The organism is Hymenobacter sp. BT559, assembly GCF_017571525.1.
In the GTDB taxonomy this organism is placed as follows: domain Bacteria; phylum Bacteroidota; class Bacteroidia; order Cytophagales; family Hymenobacteraceae; genus Hymenobacter; species Hymenobacter ginsengisoli.
Window position 1 is genome coordinate 361,602 of sequence record NZ_JAGETY010000002.1, and the last position, 24,999, is coordinate 386,600.

At 62.2% G+C, this 24,999-nt stretch carries 22 protein-coding genes; 13 read left to right on the forward strand and 9 right to left on the reverse strand.

Going from position 1 to position 24,999, the window contains the following annotated elements; all coding sequences use genetic code 11:
- Positions 1 to 1,425 carry an alpha-amylase family glycosyl hydrolase gene (locus J4D99_RS04160; protein WP_208130447.1) on the forward strand — a complete coding sequence of 475 codons (1,425 nt, stop codon included), beginning with the start codon at positions 1 to 3 and terminating at the stop codon, positions 1,423 to 1,425.
- 84 nt (positions 1,426 to 1,509) lie between these two features.
- Positions 1,510 to 2,859 (forward strand): alpha-amylase family glycosyl hydrolase, encoded by a 1,350-nt coding sequence (locus J4D99_RS04165; RefSeq protein ID WP_208130448.1) that lies wholly within the window; start codon positions 1,510 to 1,512, stop codon positions 2,857 to 2,859.
- A 156-nt stretch (positions 2,860 to 3,015) separates the two neighbouring features.
- Here the strand turns inward: J4D99_RS04165 and J4D99_RS04170 are convergent, their stop codons facing one another.
- On the reverse strand, positions 3,016 to 5,025 hold the full coding sequence (locus tag J4D99_RS04170; protein ID WP_236018518.1) for a M1 family metallopeptidase: 2,010 nt from the start codon (positions 5,023 to 5,025) through the stop codon (positions 3,016 to 3,018).
- Positions 5,026 to 5,269: 244 nt separating this feature from the next.
- On the opposite strand from J4D99_RS04170, the gene J4D99_RS04175 reads away from it, so the two are divergent.
- The 4 genes from J4D99_RS04175 to J4D99_RS04190 all read left to right on the forward strand — a co-directional run bounded on the left by J4D99_RS04175 (position 5,270) and on the right by J4D99_RS04190 (position 8,320).
- The gene (locus J4D99_RS04175; RefSeq protein ID WP_208130449.1) at positions 5,270 to 5,857 is read left to right on the forward strand and encodes a nitroreductase family protein; all 588 of its coding nucleotides are present in this window, start codon (positions 5,270 to 5,272) and stop codon (positions 5,855 to 5,857) included.
- 71 nt (positions 5,858 to 5,928) lie between these two features.
- On the forward strand, positions 5,929 to 6,321 hold the full coding sequence (locus J4D99_RS04180; protein WP_208130450.1) for a VOC family protein: 393 nt from the start codon (positions 5,929 to 5,931) through the stop codon (positions 6,319 to 6,321).
- 3 nt (positions 6,322 to 6,324) lie between these two features.
- A complete protein-coding gene (locus J4D99_RS04185; RefSeq protein ID WP_208130451.1) occupies positions 6,325 to 7,272 on the forward strand; it encodes a hypothetical protein in 948 nt (315 codons plus the stop codon).
- Between the two features lie 100 nt (positions 7,273 to 7,372).
- Positions 7,373 to 8,320: an aldo/keto reductase gene (locus tag J4D99_RS04190; RefSeq protein ID WP_208130452.1), complete on the forward strand. Its 948-nt coding sequence runs from the start codon at positions 7,373 to 7,375 to the stop codon at positions 8,318 to 8,320.
- A 102-nt stretch (positions 8,321 to 8,422) separates the two neighbouring features.
- Here the strand turns inward: J4D99_RS04190 and J4D99_RS04195 are convergent, their stop codons facing one another.
- On the reverse strand, positions 8,423 to 9,415 hold the full coding sequence (locus tag J4D99_RS04195) for a transglutaminase-like domain-containing protein (protein WP_208130453.1): 993 nt from the start codon (positions 9,413 to 9,415) through the stop codon (positions 8,423 to 8,425).
- 199 nt (positions 9,416 to 9,614) lie between these two features.
- Here J4D99_RS04195 and J4D99_RS04200 point away from each other — a divergent pair, with 199 nt between their 5' ends.
- From J4D99_RS04200 to J4D99_RS04215, 4 genes are all read left to right on the forward strand, one after another.
- Positions 9,615 to 10,241 (forward strand): (2Fe-2S)-binding protein, encoded by a 627-nt coding sequence (locus J4D99_RS04200; RefSeq protein WP_208130454.1) that lies wholly within the window; start codon positions 9,615 to 9,617, stop codon positions 10,239 to 10,241.
- Positions 10,238 to 11,218: an FAD binding domain-containing protein gene (locus J4D99_RS04205; protein ID WP_208130455.1), complete on the forward strand. Its 981-nt coding sequence runs from the start codon at positions 10,238 to 10,240 to the stop codon at positions 11,216 to 11,218. Before J4D99_RS04200 ends, J4D99_RS04205 begins: the two co-directional genes overlap by 4 nt.
- Positions 11,219 to 11,231: 13 nt before the next feature.
- Positions 11,232 to 13,466: a xanthine dehydrogenase family protein molybdopterin-binding subunit gene (locus tag J4D99_RS04210; RefSeq protein WP_208130456.1), complete on the forward strand. Its 2,235-nt coding sequence runs from the start codon at positions 11,232 to 11,234 to the stop codon at positions 13,464 to 13,466.
- Between the two features lie 165 nt (positions 13,467 to 13,631).
- Entirely contained in the window at positions 13,632 to 14,531 is a 900-nt protein-coding gene (locus J4D99_RS04215; RefSeq protein ID WP_208130457.1) for an NAD-dependent epimerase/dehydratase family protein, read from the forward strand.
- Positions 14,532 to 14,623: 92 nt separating this feature from the next.
- Here the strand turns inward: J4D99_RS04215 and J4D99_RS04220 are convergent, their stop codons facing one another.
- The 3 genes from J4D99_RS04220 to J4D99_RS04230 form a co-directional block, all read right to left on the reverse strand.
- Positions 14,624 to 15,241, reverse strand: coding sequence for an NAD(P)H-dependent oxidoreductase (locus tag J4D99_RS04220; protein ID WP_208130458.1), 618 nt, complete (start codon positions 15,239 to 15,241; stop codon positions 14,624 to 14,626).
- Positions 15,242 to 15,449: 208 nt separating this feature from the next.
- Complete coding sequence (locus J4D99_RS04225; protein ID WP_208130459.1) at positions 15,450 to 16,043, reverse strand: YdeI/OmpD-associated family protein; 594 nt, start codon at positions 16,041 to 16,043, stop codon at positions 15,450 to 15,452.
- Between the two features lie 3 nt (positions 16,044 to 16,046).
- Positions 16,047 to 16,676: a hypothetical protein gene (locus tag J4D99_RS04230; RefSeq protein WP_208130460.1), complete on the reverse strand. Its 630-nt coding sequence runs from the start codon at positions 16,674 to 16,676 to the stop codon at positions 16,047 to 16,049.
- 49 nt (positions 16,677 to 16,725) lie between these two features.
- Here J4D99_RS04230 and serA point away from each other — a divergent pair, with 49 nt between their 5' ends.
- Positions 16,726 to 18,627, forward strand: coding sequence for a phosphoglycerate dehydrogenase (gene serA / locus J4D99_RS04235; RefSeq protein ID WP_208130461.1), 1,902 nt, complete (start codon positions 16,726 to 16,728; stop codon positions 18,625 to 18,627).
- A gap of 33 nt (positions 18,628 to 18,660) precedes the next feature.
- Here the strand turns inward: serA and J4D99_RS04240 are convergent, their stop codons facing one another.
- The 3 genes from J4D99_RS04240 to J4D99_RS04250 all read right to left on the reverse strand — a co-directional run bounded on the left by J4D99_RS04240 (position 18,661) and on the right by J4D99_RS04250 (position 20,907).
- Positions 18,661 to 19,044 carry a hypothetical protein gene (locus J4D99_RS04240; RefSeq protein ID WP_208130462.1) on the reverse strand — a complete coding sequence of 128 codons (384 nt, stop codon included), beginning with the start codon at positions 19,042 to 19,044 and terminating at the stop codon, positions 18,661 to 18,663.
- An 89-nt stretch (positions 19,045 to 19,133) separates the two neighbouring features.
- On the reverse strand, positions 19,134 to 19,292 hold the full coding sequence (locus J4D99_RS04245; RefSeq protein ID WP_208130463.1) for a hypothetical protein: 159 nt from the start codon (positions 19,290 to 19,292) through the stop codon (positions 19,134 to 19,136).
- A gap of 139 nt (positions 19,293 to 19,431) precedes the next feature.
- On the reverse strand, positions 19,432 to 20,907 hold the full coding sequence (locus J4D99_RS04250) for a D-alanyl-D-alanine carboxypeptidase (RefSeq protein WP_208130464.1): 1,476 nt from the start codon (positions 20,905 to 20,907) through the stop codon (positions 19,432 to 19,434).
- Positions 20,908 to 20,972: 65 nt separating this feature from the next.
- Between J4D99_RS04250 and J4D99_RS04255 the strand changes: the two genes are divergently transcribed.
- Positions 20,973 to 21,977, forward strand: a complete 1,005-nt coding sequence (locus J4D99_RS04255) for an alpha/beta hydrolase family protein (RefSeq protein WP_208130465.1) — start codon at positions 20,973 to 20,975, stop codon at positions 21,975 to 21,977.
- Positions 21,978 to 21,991: 14 nt separating this feature from the next.
- Here the strand turns inward: J4D99_RS04255 and J4D99_RS04260 are convergent, their stop codons facing one another.
- On the reverse strand, positions 21,992 to 23,428 hold the full coding sequence (locus J4D99_RS04260) for a hypothetical protein (protein WP_208130466.1): 1,437 nt from the start codon (positions 23,426 to 23,428) through the stop codon (positions 21,992 to 21,994).
- 274 nt (positions 23,429 to 23,702) lie between these two features.
- Between J4D99_RS04260 and J4D99_RS04265 the strand changes: the two genes are divergently transcribed.
- Positions 23,703 to 24,869, forward strand: a complete 1,167-nt coding sequence (locus tag J4D99_RS04265; protein ID WP_208130467.1) for a 2-isopropylmalate synthase — start codon at positions 23,703 to 23,705, stop codon at positions 24,867 to 24,869.
- Positions 24,870 to 24,999 lie beyond the last annotated feature (130 nt).

The window sequence follows — 24,999 nt, forward strand, 5'->3', positions numbered from 1 at the left end:
ATGATGCGAAAGCTTTTTGGCCTGGGCCTGCTCGCGCTGGCCGCCTGCTCGCCTACCGACCCGGCTAGCCAGGCCAATGCCCCTATTCCGGCGGGGTGCCGGCCACCCGCGCCGTTCACCATTCAGCACCCGGCCTGGGCCACCAATGCCAGCCTCTACCAGGTGAATGTGCGCCAGTACACGCCCGAAGGGACTTTTAAGGCCTTTGAGAAGCACTTGCCGCGCCTGCAAAAAATGGGCGTCAGCATCTTGTGGCTGATGCCGGTGCAGCCCATCGGCGAGGTGAAGCGCAAGGGCACGCTGGGCAGCCAGTACTCGGTGCGCGACTACCGGGGCGTAAATACCGAATTTGGCAGCCTGGCTGATTTGCAGCACCTTATAAATGAGGCGCATAAGCGGGGTATGCACGTCATTCTCGATTGGGTGGCCAACCACACCAGCTGGGACAGCGAGCTGAGCAAGCAGCACCCCGACTGGTTTACGAAGGGCGCCAAAGGCACTTTTCAGCCGCCCGTGGCCGACTGGCAGGATGTCATCGACCTTGACTACGCCCAGCCCGGCCTGCGCCAGTACATGACCCAAAGCATGGCCTACTGGGTGCGCGACGTAGGCTTTGATGGCTTCCGCTGCGACGTGGCCGGGCTAGTGCCCACCGATTTTTGGAACAACACCCGCGCTGAGCTGGAGAAAATAAAACCAGTGTTTATGTTGGCGGAGTGGGACGAGCTGCACGACCCGCCCTTCCTCAAAAAAGGCGAGTTTACCCCGAATACCCACCTGCTCGAAAAAGCCTTCGACGCCACCTACGCGCTCAGGCTGCATTACTTGCTTGACAGCGTGGCCCAAGGCAAGCGGCCAGTTGCGGCGCTGCCCGGCTACTTCGCGGCCGAGCGCCGGATGTACCCGGCCGGCGTGTACTTGATGAATTTCACCAGCTCGCACGATGTCAATAGCTGGGACAACCCCGAGGGCGTGCGGCTAGGGGCCAATGCCCAGGCGCTGGCCGTGCTCACGGCCCTGGTGCCGGGTATTCCGCTGGTTTACAGCGGGCAGGAAGCGGCTTCAACCAGAAAACTACGCTTCTTCGACAAGGATACCATTCGGTGGAATGGGTACCCGCTCAATGCCTTTTACGCCGCCTTGCTGCACCTCAAGCAGAACAGCCCGGCGCTGCGCAATGGCGATGCCTGCGCCAGATTCACCATCCTGCCGGCCCCTGCCGATTGCTTTGTCTTTGAGCGGGCTAGCGGCGATGGCCAGGCCAAAACCTGGGTGGCCGTGAACCTCGGTGCCCAGCCCCAGACCCTCGCCCACCCCGCCGAAACCGTGACCGACGCCTTCGCCGACGTGGGCTCGCCGGTCGAAGACCCGCGGGTGACGGTGCCCGCCCACGGCTGGCGCGTGCTCAGCACCAAAAAACCGTAGACCGCAGCGCGAGCTTTGTAGTTCACGTCCTGGTGCGGGTAAAACCCGTTCAAGACGCGAACTACAAAGCTCGCGCTACTACCTATGTCCGACCATCCGCTAGCCTCCCGCTTCACGGTGCGCCACCCCGAGTGGGCCGCCAACGCCACGATTTACGAAGTAAATGTGCGCAACTACACGCCCGAGGGCACCTTTCGGGCCTTCGAGGCGCACTTGCCGCGCCTGGCGAAGATGGGCGTCGTCATCGTGTGGCTAATGCCCATTCACCCCATCGGCGAAACCGGGCGCAAGGGCGCGCTAGGGTCGCCCTACGCGGTGCAGGACTACATGGGGGTGAACCCGGAGTTTGGCACCCTAGCCGACTTGCAGCACCTTGTGCAAACGGCCCACGGCCTGGGCCTCAAGGTACTACTCGACTGGGTGGCCAACCACACCAGCCGCGACAATGCCCTCATCGGCGAGCACCCCGACTGGTACCAGCACGATGCCCAGGGCCAACTGGTGCCGCCCGTGGCCGACTGGACCGACGTGGTAGCCCTTGACTACACCAACCGCGCGCTGCGCCAGTACATGACCGAGGCCCTGGCCTACTGGGTGCGCGCGGCCGATATCGACGGCTACCGCTGCGACGTGGCCGGCCTGGTGCCCACCGACTTCTGGGACGAGGCCCGGCCCGCGCTGGAGGCCATCAAGCCGGTCTTTATGCTGGCCGAGTGGGATGAGCTGTACCCCTCGGGCGGCCTGACGTGGGAGGAATTCAACTCCGACACCGAGCTGCTGGAGCGGGCGTTTGACATGACGTTTGGCCTGCGCCTGCACTACCTGCTCGACCACATTGCCGAGGGCAAGAACACTCTAGCCGATATCGACGAGTACCTGGCCGCCGAGCGCGCCAAGTACCCGCCCAGCGTGTACCTCATGCACTTCACCAGCAACCACGACGTGAACAGCTGGGACGGCACCGAGTACGAGCGGCTAGGCCCCCTAGCCCTGCCCTTTGCGGTGCTCACGGCCCTGCTGCCGGGCATGCCCATGCTGTATAGCGGCCAGGAGGCGGGGCTAAACCGCCGGCTAGCCTTCTTTGAGCGCGACACCATCGACTGGGCCGACTTGCCGCTGCAAGACTTCTACACCAAGCTCTTGCAGCTCAAAAAGCGCCACCCGGCCCTGCGCAACGGCGACCCGGCCAGCCAGTTTCAGCGCCTGGCCACGCCCGAGGGGATGTATGGTTTCGTGCGCGAGAAAAACGGCTCGGCCGTGCTCGTCCTCGTCAATGCCACCCCCGAGCCGCTGGTGCTGCCAGGCCAAAAGACGCTCATCAACCCGCAGAAGGGGTTGTTCGACGTGTTCAGCGGCGAGCAGCTGACGCTGGCCCAGTCTAAGGCACGCACCGTGCCCGCCCACGGCTACCGCGTGCTGCGCACCCGCGACTAGGGCCGGCGGCGCCCGCCAGCTACCCAACCAGTAGCGCGAAGCTCCGGCTTCGTGCGCGAGCACAGCGAGCAGACGGGGCCCTACGACCCTAGCGAATCTGCTCGCTGGCGCTCGCGCACGAAGCCGGAGCTTCGCGCTACTGCGAATGGGCTAGCCTTACTCCGGTAGCTTCATGGCGCGCCAGGTATTGTTGAAGCGGTTGGCATCGGGCAGCAGGTTGGTGGGGTTCAGCACTACCTGCGTGAGCGGCCCGGTGGTGTTGGCCCGGAAGGTCCAGGTGCCGCCGCGCTGCCAGATTTCGACGGGCAGGTGCACGGTGGTTTTCTTGCCGCTCGCCTCCGTGATTTCGGCCGTCACGGGCATGGCCATCTGGCCCTTGTTTTCGATGGTGATGAGCGAGCCCTTGCCAGGGTCCTGGTTCACATAGGCCACCGAGTTCACAGCTTGGTCGAGCTGCCAGTTTTCGAAGAACCACTCATGGTAGAACCACGTCAGGTCTTCGCCAGCCACGTTGTTCATGGTGCGGAAGAAGTCGCGCGGCGTGGGGTGCTTAAAGGCCCAGCGCCGGATGTAGCTGCGGAAAGCGTAGTCGAAGCGCTCGGGGCCGAGTATCTCCTGGCGCAGCAGGTAGAGGCCAAAGCCCGTTTTGGAGTACGCCGCAAAGCCCAGGTTGCGGGCCTGCGTCACGTCGGGCACGGTGTAGGGCGTGTCCATGTTGGGGTCTTGCAGCGCCCGCACGATGCCGGGCGTGGTGCGGGTTTCGACGTCCTCGATGGCCTTATACTCGCCGTTGTTGAAGTTTTTGGTGGATAAGATGTTGATAAAGGTGTTGAAGCCCTCGTCCATCCACGGGTACTTGCGCTCGTTCGAGCCCACTATCATCGGAAACCAATTGTGGCCAAATTCGTGGTCGGTCACGCTCCAGAGCTGACCTTTGCGGGCCTTGGCGCCGCAGAATACGATGCCCGGATACTCCATGCCGCCCACCACACCGGCTACGTTGGTGGCCACCGGATAGGTGTACTCGTACCACTGCTTGGAGTTGAATTCGATGCTCTTTTTCACGTACTCGGTGCTGCGGCTCCAGGCGGTATCCTGGGCGGCCTCCACCGGGTAGAGCGACATGGCCAGCGACTTCCGGCCGCTGGGCAGGTTCATCTTGGCGGCATCCCACACGAAGGCCGACGACGCGGCCCAGGCTACGTCGCGCGCCTGCTGGCACTTGAAGTGCCAGGTGAGGCGCCCATTTTTACCGCCAGGGCGCGAACTGGCCTGCGTCACCTCGTCGGGGCCGCGCACAATCACGGTCTGGTCCGAGCCGGCGGCCTTGGCCAGCCGCTGCTGCTGGGCGGCCGTGAGCACCTCGGCGGGGTTCACGAGCTGGCCCGAGCCACCCACCAGAAAGTTGGCGGGCACGTTCACGGTGTAGTCGAAGTTGCCATATTCGAGGTAAAACTCGGCCGTCATGTAGGGCAGCGTATTCCAGCCCTCCACGTCGTCGTACACGGCCATGCGCGGGTACCACTGCGCCACCTCAAATATTTCGCCGTTCTGAGTCTTCAGGCGGCCTAGCCGGTCGGAGCCGTACTCGGGAATGTTGAAGCCGTAGGCGATGCTGATTTTGAGCTTGTCGCCGTGCGGCTTCATGGGCTCGGGCAAGATGATTTGCATCCGCGTATCCTGCACGCGGTAGTTGGCCTTCATTTTCTTGCCGTGCAGCTCAATGTTGACGGTCTGGAGCGAGTCGCCGCCCTGAAAGCCGCGCGCGCCGTTGCCGAAGCGGCTGCCCGCCACCGGCGTCGTGGCCGACCCGCGCGAGTCGGCCCGGTACAGGTTCTGGTCGAGGTACACCCACACAAAGGGCAGCGCGTCGGGGCTGTTGTTGGTGTAGGTGATGGTGACGTTCGAAGTCACGCGGGCCGCCTTGTCGTCGAGGCTGGCCGCAATCTGGTAGTCGGCCGCATTCTGCCAGTAGGTGCCCCCCGGCGCGCCGCCGGCCGTGCGCGTGGCCGGCCCCACCTGGTTGAGGTAGTCGGGGTTAAACAGCGCCCGAGCGTTGTAGGGCGGCAGGGCACCGGTGGGCGGCGCCATCGGCTGGGCCTGGGCAGCGCCGGCCAGCAGCAGTGCCGCGCCGCTGAGCAGCGTGGCAACGAAATGTTTTTTCATGAAAAAAGCTAAAACGGAAACAGCGTCGCCAAAAGTAGCAAGCGGCCCGGCGCTTCCGCTAGGGTGCCGCGCCAGGCTGGTTTTCGGCTGCGCCGAAGGACGAGCGTTGCACGGCCTGGTTGCAGCCGGGCAGCGGCAGCAGGCTACATCATACGCAGGCTGTTTTCGTCTTACTAGAAGTATCTCGCCGTGCCGACCCCTACCCCGGCCAAGCCTTTAAGCCAGTTTTCCGGTTTAGTTAGTCATGACTTCTTCCTTCGACCCCCAGCAGCTCAACGAGCTTATCCGCACCCGGCGCAGCGTGTTTGTGCCGCAGTTTGAGCCCAGCAAAGTCATTCCCGACGCCATCATCTGGCAACTGCTCGAAAACGCCAACTGGGCCCCTAGCCACAAGCGCACCGAGCCGTGGCGCTTCGTGGTGTTCAGCGGCGCGGGCTTGCAGCGGCTAGCCCGCCTTCAGGCCGATTTATACCAGCAAACGGCCGGCTTCAAGTTCAACCCCGCCAAGCACGAAAAGCTGCTGGCCAGCCCCTTGCAGTGCTCGCACGTCATCGCGCTAGGCCTGCACCGCTCCGACGACCTGCCCGAAATCGAAGACGTGGAAGCCGTGGCCTGCGCCGTGCAAAACCTGGCGCTCTCGGCCCACGCCTACGGCCTGGGCGGCTTCTGGAGCAGCGGCGGCGTCACGTACACCGAAGAAGCCAAGGCTTTCTTCGGCCTCGGGTCGAGTGATAAACTGCTAGGCTTCTTTCACCTGGGCTATGTGCGCACCCCCGGCTCGGCCGGCAAGCGCGGCCCGGTGCAAGACAAAGTGCGCTGGGTAGCGGAGTAGCGCGGACTTTTAGTCCGCAAGTAGCACGTGCACTCACTCGCGGACTACAAAGTCCGCGCTACTTTCGCCGCATGGCTCTTTCTCTGCTCGGGGTGCATCACCTCGCTATTATTAGCACCGATTACGCGGTTTCAAAGCGGTTTTACACCGAGGTGCTCGGCCTGGAAATCCTGGCTGAAACCTACCGCGCCGAGCGCGAGTCCTACAAGCTCGACCTGGCGCTGAATGGCCGGTACCTGGTCGAGCTATTTTCCTTTCCGAGTCCGCCGCCCCGCGCCAGCCGGCCCGAGGCGGCGGGCCTGCGCCACCTGGCCTTTGCCGTGGCCGACGTAGCGGCCGCCGCCCAGCACTTGGCTGGCCACGGCGTGGCTTGCGAGCCCATCCGGGTGGATGAGCTGACGGGCCGGCGCTTCACGTTTTTCTTCGACCCCGATGGCCTGCCGCTGGAGTTTTATGAGGCCTAGCCTATGCCCAAACGCTACCTGCTGGCCCTGCTGCTAGCCCTGGCAGGCTGCGCTACGCACCCGCCTAGCCACGTGGCGGTGGCCGCCGGCTACTGCGACCCGCCCCTACCCTACCGCTACGACCCAGCCTTTACCCCGCAGGCCGATTTTGCGGCGGCGCTCTCGCCCGCACTGCTAGCCCGCTACCCGCGGCGCAGCCTGCTCACCGCCAATGCGGTAGGCTTGCTGCCGGCGCTGCAAACGCTGCTGGCCTTGCAGGAAGCTGCCCGCCAGCACCCCGGCCCGGTGGCCGACCTGGCCGCGCTGCGCCAGCAGCAGCTCATTGCCGGGCAAGTGGCCTTGGTGAGCAGCACCGTGGCTAGCCTGGCCGCCGAGCTCGACTGCGAGGGCGAGCGGGCCGACCAGGTAGCCAATTACCTCAAGGCGCTGGACGACCAGCGCACCCAACGCCTCAACGTACTCTCCATCAGCGTGGGGGCGGCTAGCGGCATTGGCACCACGGTTATTGAGAACAAGCCCGGGCAGTATGCCTTCGGTATTGGGGGCGGGCTGCTGGCGGCGGGACTGAGCCTGCTCACGCTGCGCCAAAACGGCCATACGGTCGAGTTTGAGCACCCGCGCAATCTGCTAGGCGAGGTGTGGGCCGAGAAGCCGGCTACCGACCTGTTTCCGCCCAGCGTGTGGTACATGCTCTCGAACCCGGCGTTCAGCAACAGCGGCCAGACGAGCATTATCCACAACACCCGCCAGCGCTGGCAGCGCTACGGCCAGCTCGACCAGCCCAACTCGAAGCAGGGCAAGGCGCTGGCGTCGCTCCTGTTCGGCCCCGGCGGCCAGTACTCGGCCGACCAGCTCACGGTGCGCGCCAACATGCTCAATGAGCTGCAATCGGCCGTGCGCCTGCTCAATCAGGAGCTGCAGGGCTTGCTGGTGGTGCTCAAAACAGCCTAAGGCGCGGGGCTAGCCGCAACCCCCGCGCGCCTCCGGGGTTATACACCCGGCCAGCGGCGAGCCAGCTGCGCCACCCTTACTCACTTCATTTTCCACAGAAATGGCAACTAAACGCGAACTCGGCCACTCGGGCCTGCATATCGCGCCGCTCGTGCTGGGCGGCAATGTATTTGGCTGGACGGCCGACGAAAAGACTTCCTTTGCCGTGCTCGACGCCTTTGTGGCGGGTGGCGGCAACGCCATCGACACGGCCGACGGCTACTCGGTGTGGGTGCCCGGCCATGTGGGCGGCGAGTCGGAAACCATTATCGGCAAGTGGCTGCGGCAGCGCGGCCGGCGCGACGACGTCGTTATTGCCACCAAGGTGGGCTGGGAAGTAAATGCCGAGAACAAGGGCCTTTCAAAAGCCTACATCATGCGCGCCGTGGAAGGCTCGCTGCGGCGCCTGCAAACCGACTACATCGACCTCTATCAGAGTCACAAAGACGACGAGAGCCTGCCCGTGACCGAGCCGCTCGAAGCCTACGCCCAACTCATTAAGGAAGGCAAGGTGCGCGCCATTGGGGCTAGCAACTTCTCGCCCCAGCGCCTGCAGGCCGCCCTCGACGCGGCCCACACCCACGGCCTGCCGCGCTACGAGAGCCTGCAGCCGCTCTATAACCTCTACGACCGCGAAGCCTTTGAGCACGACGACCTGCCGCTGGTGCAGGCCAGCGGCATCGGCGTCATTCCGTACTACGGGCTGGCGGCAGGCTTCCTCACCGGCAAGTATCGCCAGGAGGCCGACCTGCAAAAAAGCCCGCGCGGCGCCGGCGTCGGCAATAAATACCTGAACGACAAAGGCCTCCGGCTCCTGAAAGCGCTCGACGCCGTAGCCCAGCGCCACGGCGTAAACCAGGCCCAGGTGGCCCTGGCCTGGCTGATGCAGGCGCCCGGCATCACGGCGCCCATTGCCAGCAGCACCAGCCCCGAGCAGGTGCAGGAATTGCTGAAAGCCATGGAAGTGCAGCTCACGCCCCAGGATGTGCAGGAGCTGCAAGGCAAGTAGCGCGCAGCGTTTGCTTCGTGCGTGAGCGTAGCGAGCAGCCAGCGCCAGGCGCGTCCGGTGCCGGCTGCTCGCTAGGGCCGCGCGCCAAGCTTCTGCTTCGTGCTACCTGCCAGCCACGTCCTCAAACGTGTAAGTGCGGGCTACTTCGACCGGTTGGCCGTCGGCCTCGGCGTAGGGGTACACGAAGTAGTTGAGCGGCGCGGCGGCCTGCTTAGGCGTCAGGGTGAGGTCGCGGCCGCGGCTAAACTCGACGCGGTTTTCGTCGTGCGCGCCAAAGAAGTAGTTGCGCTTATCGGGGTTTTTGGCGGCCTCGGAGGCATCGACGGGCACCCAGCCGGTTTGCTTGGTAAAGAACTCGGCCCAGCAGTGGTAGCCTTTTATTTCGCCTTTGCCGCGCTCAATAGGCAGCGGCAGCCCGATGCTGAAGCGCGCCGGAATACCCAGCGCCCGGCAGTAGCCGATGACGATGGCGTGAAAGTCGGTGCAGTTGCCGCGGCGGGCATCGCAGGCGTAGTAGATGTCGCCGCGGCCCCAGCCCTGGCCGGTTTTGTCGTAGGTGACGGTGCTCACCACGTGCTCGTAGATGGCGCGGGCCTTTTGCAAGTCGGTTTTGGCGCCGGCCTTGTCCACCACTTCCTGGGCCTGGGCCTTGATTTTAAAATCGAGGGGCACGAGGCGGTCGGGGGCTAGCCAGCGGCTGAGGTTGGGGTCGCGGGCTTCGGTTTCGGCGGGCGCGTGGTCGTCGGTGGCGCGCAGGTTGAGGTGTTCGCGCCGCGTTACGCGGGCCGTGAGCGTCACCACCAGCGGCGCGGTGGGCACGGCAGCCGGCTTGATATGCAGTATCTGGTTGCCGTACTGGTCGGTGGCCAGGGTATAGGGCGCGCCGGCCTCAATCCTCAGGTCCTGAATATCCTGGCTCTTATCGTTGTGCGGCACGGGCATCCAGAACTCTACCGCCTTGGTGCCGGCGGCCGGCACGGGCACCGTGGCACGGCACAACAGCTGAAACGTGCGGCTGCGGGGGGCTAGCGGCCGGGTAGCCGGCGCGGCGGCAGTGAAAAGCAGCGCAGTGGCAGCAAGCAGAAACGGTTTCATAAAAAGTAGCCGGTAGAATAGCAGACAAAGTTACGCCCACTGGTTCAGCTTGGCCCTTAGCTACCTGAAGCGGAACTTCGTGGACGTGGCGCGCATTGGCTGCCCACCTTTGGGTAGTAAGCGAAGGCCCGCCGCAACTTTCAGGCTACGCCAGGGTCTTTAACCAAGTTGTCATTTTTTATCGCTGTCTTTTATGGCTATGAATCCCGAACCCGACACGCCCACTGGCCACGACGAGGCCCGGCGCACATTTCTCAAGCAATCGTCGCTGCTCACGGCCCTGGCCCTGGTGCCCGCGCCGGTCGTAACCGCGGCCGCCGAAGGCTTTGACGAGCGCGTGGCCGCTGCTTTCGAAAAAATCCCGCTCAGCCTGAAAGTGAATGGCGTGAAGCACAAGCTATCGGTAGAGCCGCGCGCTACGCTGCTCGACTTTTTGCGCGAGCAGCTGCACCTCACCGGCACTAAGAAAGGCTGCGACTATGGCCAGTGCGGCGCCTGCACGGTGCACGTCGATGGCCAGCGTGTGAATTCCTGCCTGAGCTTTGCCGTGATGCACGATGGCCAGGAAATCACGACCATCGAGGGCCTAGCCGACGGCGACAAGCTGCACCCCATGCAGGAAGCCTTCGTGAAGCACGACGGCTTTCAGTGCGGCTACTGCACGCCGGGCCAGATTATGAGCGCCGTGGCCTGCGTGCGCGAGGGCCACGCCGGCTCGGAAACCGAAATCCGGGAATACATGAGCGGCAATATCTGCCGCTGCGGCGCCTACGCCAATATTGTGGCCGCCATTCAGGAAGTTAAAGGTGGAGGGCAGAAGGTATGAACCAGTTTCAGTATGTGCGGGCTACCAAGCCCCAGGCCGCTATCGATGTGGTAGCCAAAGACCCCACCGCCAAGTTTATCGCCGGCGGCACCAACCTCGTCGATTTGATGAAGCGCGGCGTGATGACGCCCCAAAAGCTGGTAGACATCAACCGCCTGCCGCTCAATAAAATCGAAACCCAGAACAACGGCCTGCGCATCGGCGCGCTGGCCCTGAACTCGGCCGTGGCCAACGATGCGCAGGTGCGCGCCAAACAGCCGCTGCTAGCCCTGGCCCTGAGCGCCGGGGCCTCGCCGCAGCTGCGCAACATGGCCACCGTGGGCGGCAACATGCTGCAGCGCACGCGCTGCACGTATTTCTACGACCTGACCATGCCCTGCAACAAGCGCGAGCCCGGGACAGGATGCGCCGCGCTGGAGGGTATCAACCGCATGCACGCCATTTTTGGGGCTAGCGATAAATGCATTGCCGTGCATCCCTCCGATATGAGCGTGGCCCTGGTGGCGCTCGATGCCACAGCGCTGGTGAGCGGGCCGAAGGGCGACCGCCGCATTCCGTTTGGCGATTTTCACCGCCTGCCGGGCGACACGCCGGAACGCGATTCCAACCTCGAAGCCGGCGAGCTCATCACGGCCGTGGACATTCCCGACGGGCCCTTTACCAAGCACGTGCACTACCAAAAAGTGCGCGAGCGGGCCAGCTACGCCTTCGCGCTGGTGAGCGCCGCCGCGGCGCTCGACATTGAGAACAATACTATTAAAGCGGCGCGGCTAGCCCTCGGCGGGGTGGCCCACAAGCCCTGGCGCCTCACCACCGCCGAGCAGGCCCTGGTGGGCCAGCCGGCCACCGAGGCCAGCTTCCGGCGTGCCGCCGAAGTTGCCATGCAAGGTGCCAAGGCTTTCAAATACAACGCCTACAAGCTGCGGCTAGCCCCCAATGCGCTCGTGCAGGCCCTCAAAACAGCCAGCGCGGCCTAACCGACTTTCCGATATGAAAACGCAAGACAAGCAAATCGGGGGCTCGATGAGCCGGGTGGATGGCCGCCTGAAAGTAACCGGCGCCGCTACCTACTCGGCCGAGTACCAGCTGCCGGGCATTACCTACGCCGTGCTGGTGGGCAGCACCATTGCCAAGGGCCGCATCACGAGCATGGACACCCGCGCGGCCGAGCGCGCGCCGGGCGTGCTGGCCGTGATTACGCACCTCAACTCGCCCAAGGTGCCGGGCTTCGACACGGTGGGCAAAGACCCGTCGCAGCCGGCCACGGTGGGCGGGCCGCTGAAGGTTTTTCACGACGATAAAGTGCGGTTCAACGACCAGCCCATTGCCGTGGTGGTGGCCGATACCTTTGAGCGCGCCCGCTACGCGGCGCGGCTCGTGAAGGCGCAGTACGCCCAGGAAAAGCACCAGACCAACCTGGAGGCTAGCGCGGGGCAGGCGTTCCTGCCTACCTCAGCCAAGAAGAACCCGAAGTCGCCGATGGCTGACTACCAGCGTGGTACGGCCGATGCGTATAAAACCGGGGCTCTCAAGATAGAGGGCGAATACGTGATTCCGACCGAGGTGCACCACCCCATGGAGCTGCAAGCCATTACGGCGCACTGGGAAGCGCCCGACCGCCTGACGCTCTACGACAAGACCCAGGGCACCCTAGCCACGCGGCGCGACTTTGCCAAGGAGTGGGGCTTGCCGGAGGCGAATGTGAAGGTCATTGCCACGTTTGTGGGTGGGGCCTTTGGCAATGCCCTACATAGCTGGCCGCACGAGTCGGCAGCCATCATCGCGGCCAAAGTGGTGAACCGCCCGGTGAAGCTGATGCTGACCCGCGAGCAGATGTTTACGATGGTGGGCTACCGGCCCTACACCTGGCAGAAGGTGGGCATGAGCGCCACGGCCGATGGCAAAATCACGGCCATCACGCACGAAAGCATCGGGCAAACATCTAGCTTCGAAGAATTTACCGAATCGACCCTGGCCCAGACGCGCATGATGTACGCGTCGCCCAACCTCACCACGCGCTACCGCCTGGCGGCGCTCGATGTGAACTCGCCCATCTGGATGCGCGGCCCCGGCGAAGCCACCGGCGCGTTTGCCCTGGAGTCGGCGATGGACGAGATGGCCCACCTGCTCAACCTCGACCCGCTGGAGTTTCGCCTGCGCAACTACACCGATACCGACCCCGAGAAAAACCGCCCCTGGAGCACCAAGTTCCTGAAGGAGTGCTACAAGCTGGGCGCCGACCGCATTGGCTGGAGCAAGCGCCAGCTGAAGCCGGGCTCGCTGCGCGACGGCGAGTGGCTGATAGGCTACGGCATGGGCGTGGGCACATTTGGCGCCCACCGTGGCGCGGCGCATGCCAGCGCCCAGTTGCGGCCCGATGGCACGGTGCTCATGCAGTGCGCCACTACCGACATTGGCCCCGGCACGGGCACGGCCATGACCCAGATTGCGGCCGATACGCTCGGGCTGCCGCCGCAGAAAATCACCTTTGAGCTTGGCCACTCCGACTACCCGCAGGCGGGCACGCAGGGCGGCTCCTCTACTGTCAACAGCGTGGGGCCAGCCGTGCAGGAAGCCTGCCTGGCGCTCAAAGACAAGCTGCGCGAGCTGGCAGGGGCTAGCCAGCCGGCTTTTGCCTCGGCCAGGAAAGAAGACGTGACGCTGGCCGATGGCTACCTCACGCTGACTGGCAATGCGACTACCCGTGTGGCCTACAAGGACTTGCTGAAGCAGGCTGGCGCCGCCTCGGTGGTCGTGGAGGCAAAGCCCGGCAACGATGGCCAGCAGTACTCGATGTATTCGTTTTCGGTGCATTTTGCCGAGGTACGGGTGCACGAGCTGACCGGCGAGGTGCGCGTGAGCAAGCTCGTATCGTGCGCCGACGCGGGCACCATCATCAACCAGAAAACGGCGGCCAACCAGATGAAAGGCGGCGCAGTAGGCGGCATCGGCATGGCCCTGATGGAACACGCCGCCATCGACGACCGCTTTGGCCGCTACATCACCAAAGATTTTGCCGACTACCACGTGCCGGTGCACGCCGACGCGCCGGCCATTGAAGTGGCCTTCGTGAACCAGCCCGACCTGCACGTGAACGCGCTGGGCACCAAGGGCATCGGCGAAATCGCGACCATCGGCGTGGCACCGGCCATCGCCAATGCTGTGTTCAACGCCACCGGTAAGCGCGTGCGCGAGCTGCCCATTACGCCCGATAAACTGGTGTAAACCATTGCTAGCCCGGTGCCTCTTTAAAGCGCCGCTGTTCAGGTTTCCCAGTCTGAACAGCGGCGCTTTTTTGTGGTTTTTTCTCAGCGGCCAAGCTCACTTAGCCGTACTAGCTGGCACCGTACCCAACGTGGCTCGGCTGCTGTTCCTTTTCCATTTCTTAGAATGACTCAATCTTCAAAACCCGCCAAAAAGCGCGTAGCCGTGACCGGCGGCACCGGCAAGCTCGGCAAAGCCTGCGTAAAAGACCTGCTAGCCCACGGCTACGACGTGTTTGTAATCGACACCGTGGCGCCTGAAAAAGGTATTCCGAGCATCATCGCCGACTTGAGCGACTTCGGCCAGACGCTCGATGCGTTTTCCTCGGTAGGCCATGAAATCCACGCCGGTGTAGGCACCAATGCCTTCGATGCCATTGTGCACCTGGCGGCTTTCCCGACGCCGCGCCAGTACCCCGATGCGCATCTGTTTCAAAACAACATCATGGGTACTTATAACGTGTTTGAGGCGGCGCGCCGGCTGGGCATCCACAACGTTATCTGGGCTAGCAGCGAAACCACGCTGGGCGAGCCCTTCGACGGCGGCGAGCCCTACGCGCCCGTAGACGAAGACTACCCGCTGCGTGCCAAAAGCGCCTACGCCCTGGCCAAGGTGCTGATGGAGGATATGGCCCGCCAGTTTGTGCTGCAAACGCCCGCCATGAAGCTCGTCGGCCTGCGCTTCTCCAACGTGATGGAGCCGCAGGACTACGCCAAGTTTCCGGCCTACGACCACGACCCCGAAGAGCGCAAGTGGAACATGTGGGCCTACATCGACGCCCGCGACGGCTCGCAGGCCATCCGCAAGGCCATCGAGTGGGAGGCCACCGGCATGCACCCGTTTATCATCGCCAACGCCGACACCGTGATGTCAAAATCATCGGCCGAGCTGATGAAAAACTACCTGCCCCAGGTGCCGGTAAAGAAGGCGCTGGGCCAGCACGAAACGCTGCTTTCTATCGAGAAAGCCCGCCGCGTGCTGGGCTACGAGCCCGAGTTCAGCTGGCGCGATGCGAAGTCGCGCTAGCCCTTCGGGCCTTGCCCTTGCAGCGCTCACAGGCAAAAAAGAAGCCCGGCGGACACTTTGTCCGCCGGGCTTCTTTTTTGCTGAAAATAACTTTACGCAGCAACTTCTGCAGCCTCAATTTCTACGCTATCCAGGGCTTTCTGCACAGCAGTGGCTTGCAGGTCGGGGAAGGCCAGGCCTTCGGCGCGCACCACAGTTACGTCGGTCATACCCAGGAAGGCTAGCACTGATTGGAGGTAGGGTGCCACGAAATCGTTGCTAGCCCCAGGACCCTCGGAATAGATGCCGCCGCTCGACATGGCTACGTACACTTTCTTGCCCTTAATGAGACCTTCCGGACCCTCGGGGGTATAGCGGAAGGTGATGCCGGCACGGGCAATGTGGTCAACCCAGGCTTTGAGCGTGGAGGGGATACCGAAGTTGTAGAGCGGCGCGCCAATCACAATAATATCGGCGTCTTTAACCTCCTGAATGGCATCGTCAGAATGCTTCACGGCTGCTTGCTGTTCGGGCGTGCGGCTTTCGGCCGGCGTGAAAAATGATTGCAGCTTAGCTTCTTCCAGGTGCGGAAAGGGGTTGGTGGCCAGGTCGTGCACCTGCACGCTGCTACCGGGGTAGGCAGCCTGCAGCTTGTCGATAATACCGTTGGCGAGCTGAATGCTGGCCGAAGCCCCTTTGCGCGGGCTCGAAATGATGTGCAGAATGTTCACGAGAAAAATCAGTAGTGGCCTATAAGCCGGGTAAGACGATGTTGCGCGCGGGATTAGTCGCGCTTCACATGTACATACATTTAATGTACAAACATTGTTTACCAAACGACTGTGTTTCTAAAGAAAAATTCTGTTAGCTACTGCTAGCCAATTGACTATAAAGCGCTGGTGCGGCAGAGCCAGGAAGTGAGCTAGCCGCCGCAGCGCACTACTTCTGCCTGCCCCGAAACTGCACTGGCTTTAGTTGCTGCGTGGCTAGGGTCACGATTTCAGCCAGGCGGCGCTGGCGGGTTTCGGGGCGGCGGGCCAGCACCAGCCACTGCAGCATATTGCGCCGGTCGGTGCGGCTGAGGCTGGCAAAGTAGCTGTCGGCCGCCGGGCTGGCTTGCAGGGCCTGCGCCAGGTCGGGCGGCACCATCAGGGCATCGACCTCGTCGAGCAGCGCCCACGAGCCGTTTTGTTGCGCCGTTTCGATGGCCGCTAGGCCGGCGGGCATCATCAGGCCGTCGGCCAGCAGTTGCTTTATCTTCTCCTTATTTACCCGCGACCAACCGCTGCGCGGCTTGCGCCGGCTGAACAGCTGCCGGTAGGTATCACCGTCGATGGGCTTGGCCTGGCTGTCTATCCACCCAAAACAGAGCGCCTCAGATACGGCCTCACTCCAGCTCAGGCTAGGGGTGCCGGTGTGCTTTTTATGATACACCAGCCACACGGCCTGCTCCTGGGCGTGGTGGGCTAGCAGCCACTCGCGCCAGTGCTGCCGACTACTGGGCCAAAAGGTGGAGGTTTCGGGGGTGAGCATAACTTATTGGATAATAAGCCGAGCGTAGGTAAACCAGCTTTTTGAAAAATTTTTATCCCAGTGTTTTTCTTTAACAAGTAACGTGTTCGCAGTCAGCCACTCTAATTGCTCTACTTGCCAGGTATTCGGCTCTATTTTCCAATTCTCCCGCCAAGCACCATTTTTAAGCTGATAAAGCTGAATAAGCGGCGCGCCTAGCCCATCTAAGGCACCGGAGGTTACTACAAATTGACTTGTGTCAGGAGAAAGAGAATGTTCATCATTCAGCTGTATCCACTGGCCGCCTTGAGTCACTACATTTTGATAATATACTTCTCCATAATTGTACCCTTCTACTAGGTGCCAATGCAAGCTGGGCCAGTAGCCCCGATAGGTATAGCGAGCGTCCTCATCACGCTCCTTCTCAATCCAGCCATCCCGAAACACGCGCTGCCCTTTCGCAGTCGGTATTATGATACGCCCGTGCTGCTTCTTAAGCGGAAACGTAACGCTCGGTTTAATGTCAATGATGTGCTTGCTAGCAGCCATATAAGCTGCCCTAGTCAGCGGGCTGAACACAACTCGCACAGTTGGCAGCTTCGGCAGGCTAGCAATGCCTAGCAACAGCAGCAACAGCAGAATTAAAGCTTTCATTGGCAGAATTTAGTAGCAGCAAGGTAGCCCCCGCCCCATCTTTGCGTCCATGCCCGACGCTGCCCCGCTACTCCCCTACCTCGTTTTCGACTTCGATTCCACCTTCACGCAGGTCGAAGGCCTCGATGAGCTCGCCGATATTGCCCTGGCCGGGCAGCCCGACCGCGCCGAGCGCGTGGGCCAAATCAAGGCCCTCACCGACCGCGGCATGGCGGGCGAAATTGGCTTTCAGGAATCATTAGCCCAACGGCTGGCCCTGCTGGGGGCCAACCGCCGGCACCTGGCCCCGCTGGTGGCGCACCTGCAAACGAAGGTGAGCGCCAGCATCCGGCGCAACGCCGAGTTTTTTCGGCGCTTTGCCGACCGCATCTACGTGGTGAGCAGCGGCTTTCGTGAGTTTATTGAGCCGGTAGTGGCCGAATTCGGCATTGGCCCTAGCCACGTACTGGCCAATACGTTTACGTTCGATGCCGAGGGCAATATCACCGGCTGCGACCCAGCCAACGTGCTGAGCCGCGACGGCGGCAAAATCCGGCAGCTCGTGCTGCTCGACCTCGACGGGCCGGTGTACGTGCTCGGCGATGGCTATACCGACTACCAGATTCGCGAAGCGGGGCTAGCCCACCGCTTCTACGCCTACACCGAAAACGTGAGTCGCCCCAGCGTGGTGGCCCACGCCGATGAGGTGCTGCCCACGTTTGACGAATTTCTCTACCAACTCAAGTTACCCATGACGCTGAGCTACCCCAAGAACCGCATCAAAGTACTGCTGCTCGAAAACCCCGACGCCCGCGCCGCCGAGCTGTTTCGCCAGGAAGGCTACCAGGTAGAGCAGGTGAAAGGCGCCCTGGACGAGGACGAGCTCATTGCCCGCATCGAGGGCGTGAGCATCCTGGGCATCCGGTCCAAAACGAACGTGACGGCCAAGGTGCTGGCCGCCGCCAACCGCCTCATCGCCATCGGGGCCTTCTGCATCGGCACCAACCAGATTGACTTGCCCGAAGCCATGCGCCGGGGCGTGGCCGTGTTCAATGCGCCGTTCTCGAACACCCGCTCGGTGGTCGAATTGACCCTGGCCGAGCTGATTGTGCTGGCTCGCCGCATTCCGGAGAAGAACCCCAAGATGCACCAGGGCGAGTGGGATAAATCGGCCAGCGGCTCGTTCGAGATTCGGGGCAAAACGCTGGGTATCATTGGCTACGGCAACATCGGGGCGCAGCTATCGGTAGTGGCCGAGGCCGTGGGCCTGAAGGTTATCTACTACGACATGGCCGAGAAGCTGCAGCTCGGCAACGCCGTGAAGGCCAAGAGCCTCGAAGAAATGCTGCCCCAGGCCGACATTGTGACGCTGCACATCGATGGCCGCCCCGAAAACCAGGATTTCTTTGGCGCCAAAGAATTTGCGCTGATGAAGCCGGGCGCGCTGTTCATCAACAACGCCCGCGGCCACGTGGTCGACGTACCGGCCCTAGCGGCAGCCCTGCGCAGCGGCCAGCTCGGCGGCGCGGCCATCGACGTGTTTCCCTACGAGCCCAAGACCAATAGCGAGAGCTTCGAGAGCGAGCTGCGCGGCCTGCCCAACGTGCTGCTCACGCCTCACATCGGCGGCAGCACGGCCGAGGCCCAGCGCAACATTGCCGAGTTTGTGCCCGAGCGCATCATGGAGTATATCAATACCGGCAACACCCAGCAGAGCGTCAACTTCCCCAATATTCAGCTGCCCACCCAGCAGGCGCACCGCCTCATCCACATCCACGCCAACGTGCCCGGCGTGCTGGCCAATATCAACAACGTGCTGGCGCAGCACCACGTCAACATCCTGGGTCAATACTTGAAAACCAATGAGTTGATTGGCTACGTGATTACGGATATCAACCGTGAGTACGACCAGGACGTGATTCAGGCCCTGCGCGCGGTAGAGCACACCATCAAGTTTCGGGTGCTGTACTAAAGCAATGACAAGCTAGCTGGCGCGGGCTGCCGGCTAGCTCGCTGACTCTTCCGAACTGGCCGACGTGAGCTGCTGGCCGGTAACCCAGGCCGGCGGCAGAAACAGCGCCCGCTGGTAGGGCACCTGGCGCAGCTCGCCCACCGGTATGCTTCGCTTCAGGTCAACCAGCAGCTCGCCCAGTAGCTGCATGGCCTGTGGGGCCGGGCACCGAAATCTATGGGCAATGTAATTGGTAGCCGCGCCCACCCACTGGTCGATGCTGTGCTGAATAACTTTCAGGTCGTCGTCGGGCGCCTCGCGCAGCTGCGGCTGCTGGGCGAGCCGGTCGTGCTCTTCAAGGTGCAGCCGCACGGTATTCATGGCTAGCTTGAAAAGCGTATTGTCGCGGCGCAGCTGGCGGATTCGGGGAGCAGGCATAGAAAAGAAGCTAGCGGGAGGGGCCGCAAAAGTAGCCCCGGCGGCCGCGTTTCGCGGCAGTAGCCGCTTATTTGGGCCACGCAGTGGGGCTAGCCGAGAAACCGCTCGTTGTGGTAGTGCAAATACAGCTTCGCGTGCTGGTCGTGCAGGCTTTTAGGCAGCACTTTCAACGGCTTACCATCGAATTGATAGTACTCTTTGCCATTAGAAAACTCCTCCCGGATGCGCGGGCGTACTCCAATTACCAATTTATCAGCGTTGACGGTGGGGTAATGCTTGTCAAAAAGTGTGAGCAGGTCGGAACGCAGCCGGCCTTGCCAATGATGCTGGGGCCGAGCAATAGGCTAAACCGCCATAGCTGGCCATTTCCGTCGAGTTGGTCTCCCCCTAAAGGCGCGCCCGCACCTCCCCTAGCAGGCGCTGCATGGCGTTGCGGGTGGCCTGGTCGTCGCCGGGTATGTTATTGTTGAAGAACGTGACGGCCACCAGCCGGCCGCTTTTGCAGCGCACGTAGCCCGTCAGGTTGCACACGTGCGTGAGCGTACCGGTTTTGCCCCATAGCCACGTCACCTTGGGCGGGCCGGCCTCGAAGTAGCGCTTGCGCAGCGTGCCTTGGCCGCCACCGGCGGCCAGCAGGCTTAGCAGGCGCGCCTCGGGCACCTGCTGGTGCAGCCGGCACAGCAGCGCCGTGAGGGTACGCGGCGTGAGCAGGTTGAGCCGCGATAGCCCCGAGCCATCGACCCAGTCGGGGCGGTCGGGCAGATTTTTCAAGTCATTCTTCAGCATGTGCCGAATGGCGCGCTGGCTGCTCAGCGAGTCGCGGTAGCCTACGCGGGTGCTGGTCATCAGCAGCAGCTGCTCGGCCAGGAAGTTGTCGCTCACGCGCAGCATGCGGCGGTAGAGCGAGTCGGCGCGCAGGCCCCGCAGCGTGCGCAGGCTGTCGCGGCCGGGGTGCGGGCGCCACTGCGCGCCCACAATGGCGCGGCGCAGCGTGTCGCCGAGCAGGCGCAGCAGCAGCGGCCGGCTGGTGCGGTAGGGCACCTCGTCTATCCACTTCTTCGGGCTGGGGCGGAAGGTGAAGCGGTTGTCGAGCTCGGCACGGTACACGTGCATCTCGTCGTCCTGGTCGGGCGAGAGGCGAAAATCGGGGCTAGCCCGCTCGGTGAGCGGCGCAAACTGGCGCGGCGCCACCCGCACCCGCTGGGGTAGTAGGTGCACCGCCGCACCGGGCCCCGAGCGCACCGCGTGCGGCGCGGCCGCGTAAAAGCGCACCGTGTTGCCATACACCGGAAACGCCGTGCGCTCGGGCTGAAAGTAGTAGCCAAAGTCGTCCCAGGTCCAGCCCGGTCCGTAGGCGGGCACGGTAGCGATGTCGCAGTAGGCCAGCACCTTCTCGGGCCGACTAGCCAGGAAGGCGTAGGCTCGGCGCGACGGCACGTCGCCGTGCAAAAACGTCGGGTCGCCGGTGCCCTGAAAAAATAGCGTGTCGCCCCGCGAGAAGTAGCGCAGGCTCGGCAGCGAGTCGGGCAGCAGCGTGAGGCCGGCGTAGAGGCTCAGCAGCTTCATGGTGCTGGCCGGGGTAAAGTACCTGGCCTCGTTGTAGCCAAACAGCGGCTGGCCGGTAGCCGCATCGGCCAGGGCCACGCCCACCTGCTGGCGCCGTAGCGTGAGCGAGCTGTCGAGCTGCTGGCGCAGCCAAGGCATATCAACCCGGCCCGTGGCCGAGTCGGTAACGGTACCCGGCGGTAAGGGCGGCGTGGTCGTTTGACCGCAGGCAGTAGTGAGCGTGAGCAGGGCTAGGGCGAGCAGCGCCGCACCGCGCCGCACTAGGCAATTGAGAAGAGCAACAGGCAGAGTAGGCACGGGCGCAACTTAAGCACGAATGCGGTAGTCGTTGGCCAGTCTCCGCTAGCTTCATTGCCTTTCTTATGCCGCACTTGCGCCTATTCTCCTTGTTACTCTTGCTGCTAGCGGGCGCCCTAGCCGCGCGGGCCCAGCCCAAAACACCCGCCGATTTTGGCTACCGGCATCTTACCATGCGCTACCAGGGCGACACAGTGAATATTCTGGTGCTTTCCAAAAAAGGCGAGGAACTGAAGCGCAAGCCGGTATTTCTGTTTGTGCAGGGGTCGATGCCGCAGCCAGTCATCATGTACGATGAAAAAGGCGCCTTCCCCCTGCTACCCTTCGACACAGATACGCTGCTGACGCGCTACCACTTGGTTGAAATCAGCAAGCCGGGCATTCCCGTGGTAGCTCATACCAGGACCCTAACGCCCTCCTACGCCTACTTAGACCCCAAAACGGGCCAAGTACCGCTAGCCTATTGCCAGCGTAATTATCTCGAATACTATGTGGCTCGCGACGCGGCCGTGCTTCGCTACCTCACCCACCAGCCTTGGGTCAGGGCTGATGACATCACCGCCATGGGCCACTCAGAGGGCAGCAATGTGGTGGCCCGGCTAGCTCGCCACCCTGGGCCGTTGCGCCGCGTGGTGTATCTCAGCGGTAGCCCGCTAGGCCGCATGCTCACCGTTATATCGGGCAATCGGCAAGAAGCTGATTCGGCGGGCGCCGAAAATAATTTTGCCTATTGGAAGCAGGTTGTAGCTAGCCCTAAAGAAAACAATTGCTTGGGAGACACACACTTGCTGGTATCATCCCTTTCCTCTACCCAAACGCCCCTCGACGATTTTTTGCACAGCAAAATCCCTGTTTTTGTGGGCTACGGCACCCGCGACCGCTCGGCCCTGCTCGAAGACTACATGCGCCTGGAAATGATACGCGCCGGCAAAACCAACCTCACCTTCCGCGCCTACCCCGAGCTGGAACACAATTTTATGGGCTTCACCAACGGCGTAGTAGACCAGAAGAAATGGAACTGGGACCGGGTAGCCCACGACTTTTTCACCTGGATGAAAAGCACCAAGTAGCGCGAAGCTATTGCCTACTTCATCTTCAGGAACTTCAGCTGCATCACCTCCTGCACCGAGCGGCCCGAAATTTTACTTTCGAGCCAGGAAATGATGTCGAAGTACAGGAAAGGGCGGCGGTCGAAGGGTCTGACGGCTATTTCTTCCAGCTTAGTTTTCAGGGCTTTAAACTCGTCGCGCAGCTGGCTAGGGGCCAGGTGGCCCACCCGGCGCAAAAACCGGAATACCTCCACCTGCATAGGCTGCTGGTCGTTCATCTTGGCCAAAAAATGATACACCGAGCGCACCTGGTGCTCCAGCTCGGCATCGTCGCCGGCCTCGTAGTGCGCCACCAGGTTGAGGATGCGCGCAAAGCACTGCAAGTCTTCGCGCAGACTCAGGTCTTTATGGTCGATAATGCGATTCAAATACTTGATAGCCTGTGGGTATTGCCCGCTGCCGAAGTACAGGCAGGCGATTTTGTAGTAGAACACCAGCGTGCGGTGCAGGTCGAGCTGCGCCTTATATTGCCCTAGCTGCTCCAGCAACTCGGGGATAATCTCGACGCCCTCAGTGAAGCGCGCTTCCAGAAAGCAGGCGTTGATGCGGTTGGTCCAGATGTACTGAAACAGCAGCATCTCGGTATTGGGTGTGGCGCGGCGCGTTTGGTTGGCTCCGAAGTCTTCCAGCAGCTGCAGTACCTGACTGAACTTGCTGTAATACTGCATATTAAACAACGCAGCCAGCAAATTGTGTAAGCCCTTGATGTAGAGCATCGTCTGGCTTTCTTTCAGTGCCGGCTGCTGCTCAAACAGGTCGACCCATTTCTGCGCGTAGCGGTAGCAGGCCCGGAAATCCTGGTTGATAGTATGATACCACACCTGGGCCTGATAAAAGTAAAGCTTCTCCCAAAAGCCGCTGGCCCGCCCCAGCTGCGCCGGCACATGCGCCCTAAAATAAGCTGTAAACTGCTCATGGTCAGCCTGATTGCGCGCATGGCCGGCTTGCAAATACAGGCCATACAGCCGGAGCGAGGCATTAGACAGCGCGTGCTGCTGGCTGAGGTGCGCGGCCGTGGCCGTGGCCTCGGCGGCCAGCGACTCGGCCCGGCCCTGCAAGCTGCGCGTGATGTACTGCGACTCGATAAGCTTCTCAAAATCAATGGCTAGCAGGGCCACGTGCGGCAGCTCGGCCTGCTGGGCAGCCAGCTTCACCTTAGCCAGCATGCGCAGGCTCTGCTGGTAAAAGCCCTTGTTGTAGAGCACACGGGCGTAGTCGAGCTGCTCGTGCAGCTGAATGTCGAGGTTCTGGCCGGCGTGGTAGAGGCGCAGGCTAGCCAGCAGCTGCCGGTAGAGGTTGGCCTTGAGGTTGGCGAGCTGGGCGCGCTTAAGGGCTGGCACCTGGGCTAGCACGCGCTCCTCGTCGAGGCTTTCCTGGGCATCGAAGGCGTCGAAAAGCTGAAGAAACTTCAAGCCTTCCGTGGAGCCCTGGCGATTGGTAAAAAGCCGAAAATGGCGCTTTTCCGACTGCGTCAGGGATTTTATCAGCTGAAAAACCGGGTCGCTGCTTCTGTTTGGCATTGTAAAATACTTCTCTTCAAGCTATTTATTAACAGCAACTTAACAAAATAATGGCCTCGCTTGGAAATAGTAAAAACCAGTAAAAGTTGTTTTTCGCGCCGCTCGACGGGCTGGTACTTGCAGCCCAATAACAAAGCTGGCCCTGCTTCGGCAGGTATTCATCTCTATGGCGACGCAAAAAATTCAGATTTTCGATACCACTCTCCGCGACGGCGAACAGGTGCCGGGCTGCAAGCTAAACCAGCAGGAGAAACTCGTTATTGCCCGCCAGCTCGAAGCGCTAGGGGTCGATGTGATTGAGGCCGGTTTTCCCGTGTCAAGTCCCGGCGATTTTGCCGCCGTGGCCGCCATTGCCGCCCAAACAAAGGAAGCCACCGTATGCGGCCTCACCCGCGCCGTCGAAAATGACATTCGGGTAGCCGCCGAAGCCCTGCGCTCGGCGCGCCGGCCGCGCATCCACACCGGCATCGGCACCAGCGACCTGCACGTGCAGCAGAAGCTGCGCACCACCCGCGAAGACGTGATTGCCCGCGCCGTGGCCGCTGTGAAGCTCGCCAAGAGCTTTGTAGAGGACGTGGAGTTTTACGCCGAAGACGCCGGCCGCACCGACAATGAGTTTCTAGCTAGGGTGTGTGAGGCGGCTATTGCGGCCGGCGCTACCGTGCTCAACATCCCCGACACTACCGGGTACTGCCTGCCGCAGGAGTACGGCGCCAAGATTAAGTATCTGTACGACAACGTAAAAGGCATCGACCGGGCTATCCTCTCGACGCACTGCCACAACGACCTGGGCCTAGCCACTGCCAACTCCATTGCGGGCGTTACCAACGGCGCGCGCCAGATTGAGTGCACCATCAATGGCGTGGGCGAGCGCGCCGGCAACACCGCCCTCGAAGAAGTGGTGATGATACTGCGTCAGCATCCCTACCTCAACCTGGCTACCAACGTGCAAACCAAGCTCTTGGCCGAAACCTCGGCGCTGGTGTCGCACCTCATGAGCATGCCCGTGCAGGCCAACAAAGCCATTGTGGGCGCCAACGCCTTTGCCCACAGCAGCGGCATCCACCAGGATGGCGTGATTAAGTGCCGCGAGACGTACGAAATTATTGACCCTAAAGAAGTTGGCGTCGCCGATTCGAGCATCGTGCTCACCGCCCGCTCGGGCCGGGCAGCCCTCGCCTACCGCCTCCAAAAGCTAGGGTATGATTTGGAGCGCCCGGCGCTCAACACGGCCTACGCCAGCTTTTTGCAGCTAGCCGACCGCCAGCGCGAAGTATTCGACAACGACTTGCACAGCCTCATTGAACAAGAAAAACTAGTAGCCGTCGGCTAACCAAGGCTAAGGAAACGGGGTGGCAGGCGCTGCCAGTGGGTGGGAGCAGGGAAATCAGGGGGTCGGGTTAAAACCCCATAAACGCCATTCTTTCACACCCTTAACACGACCAAAATTTCCCCCTGTTGCT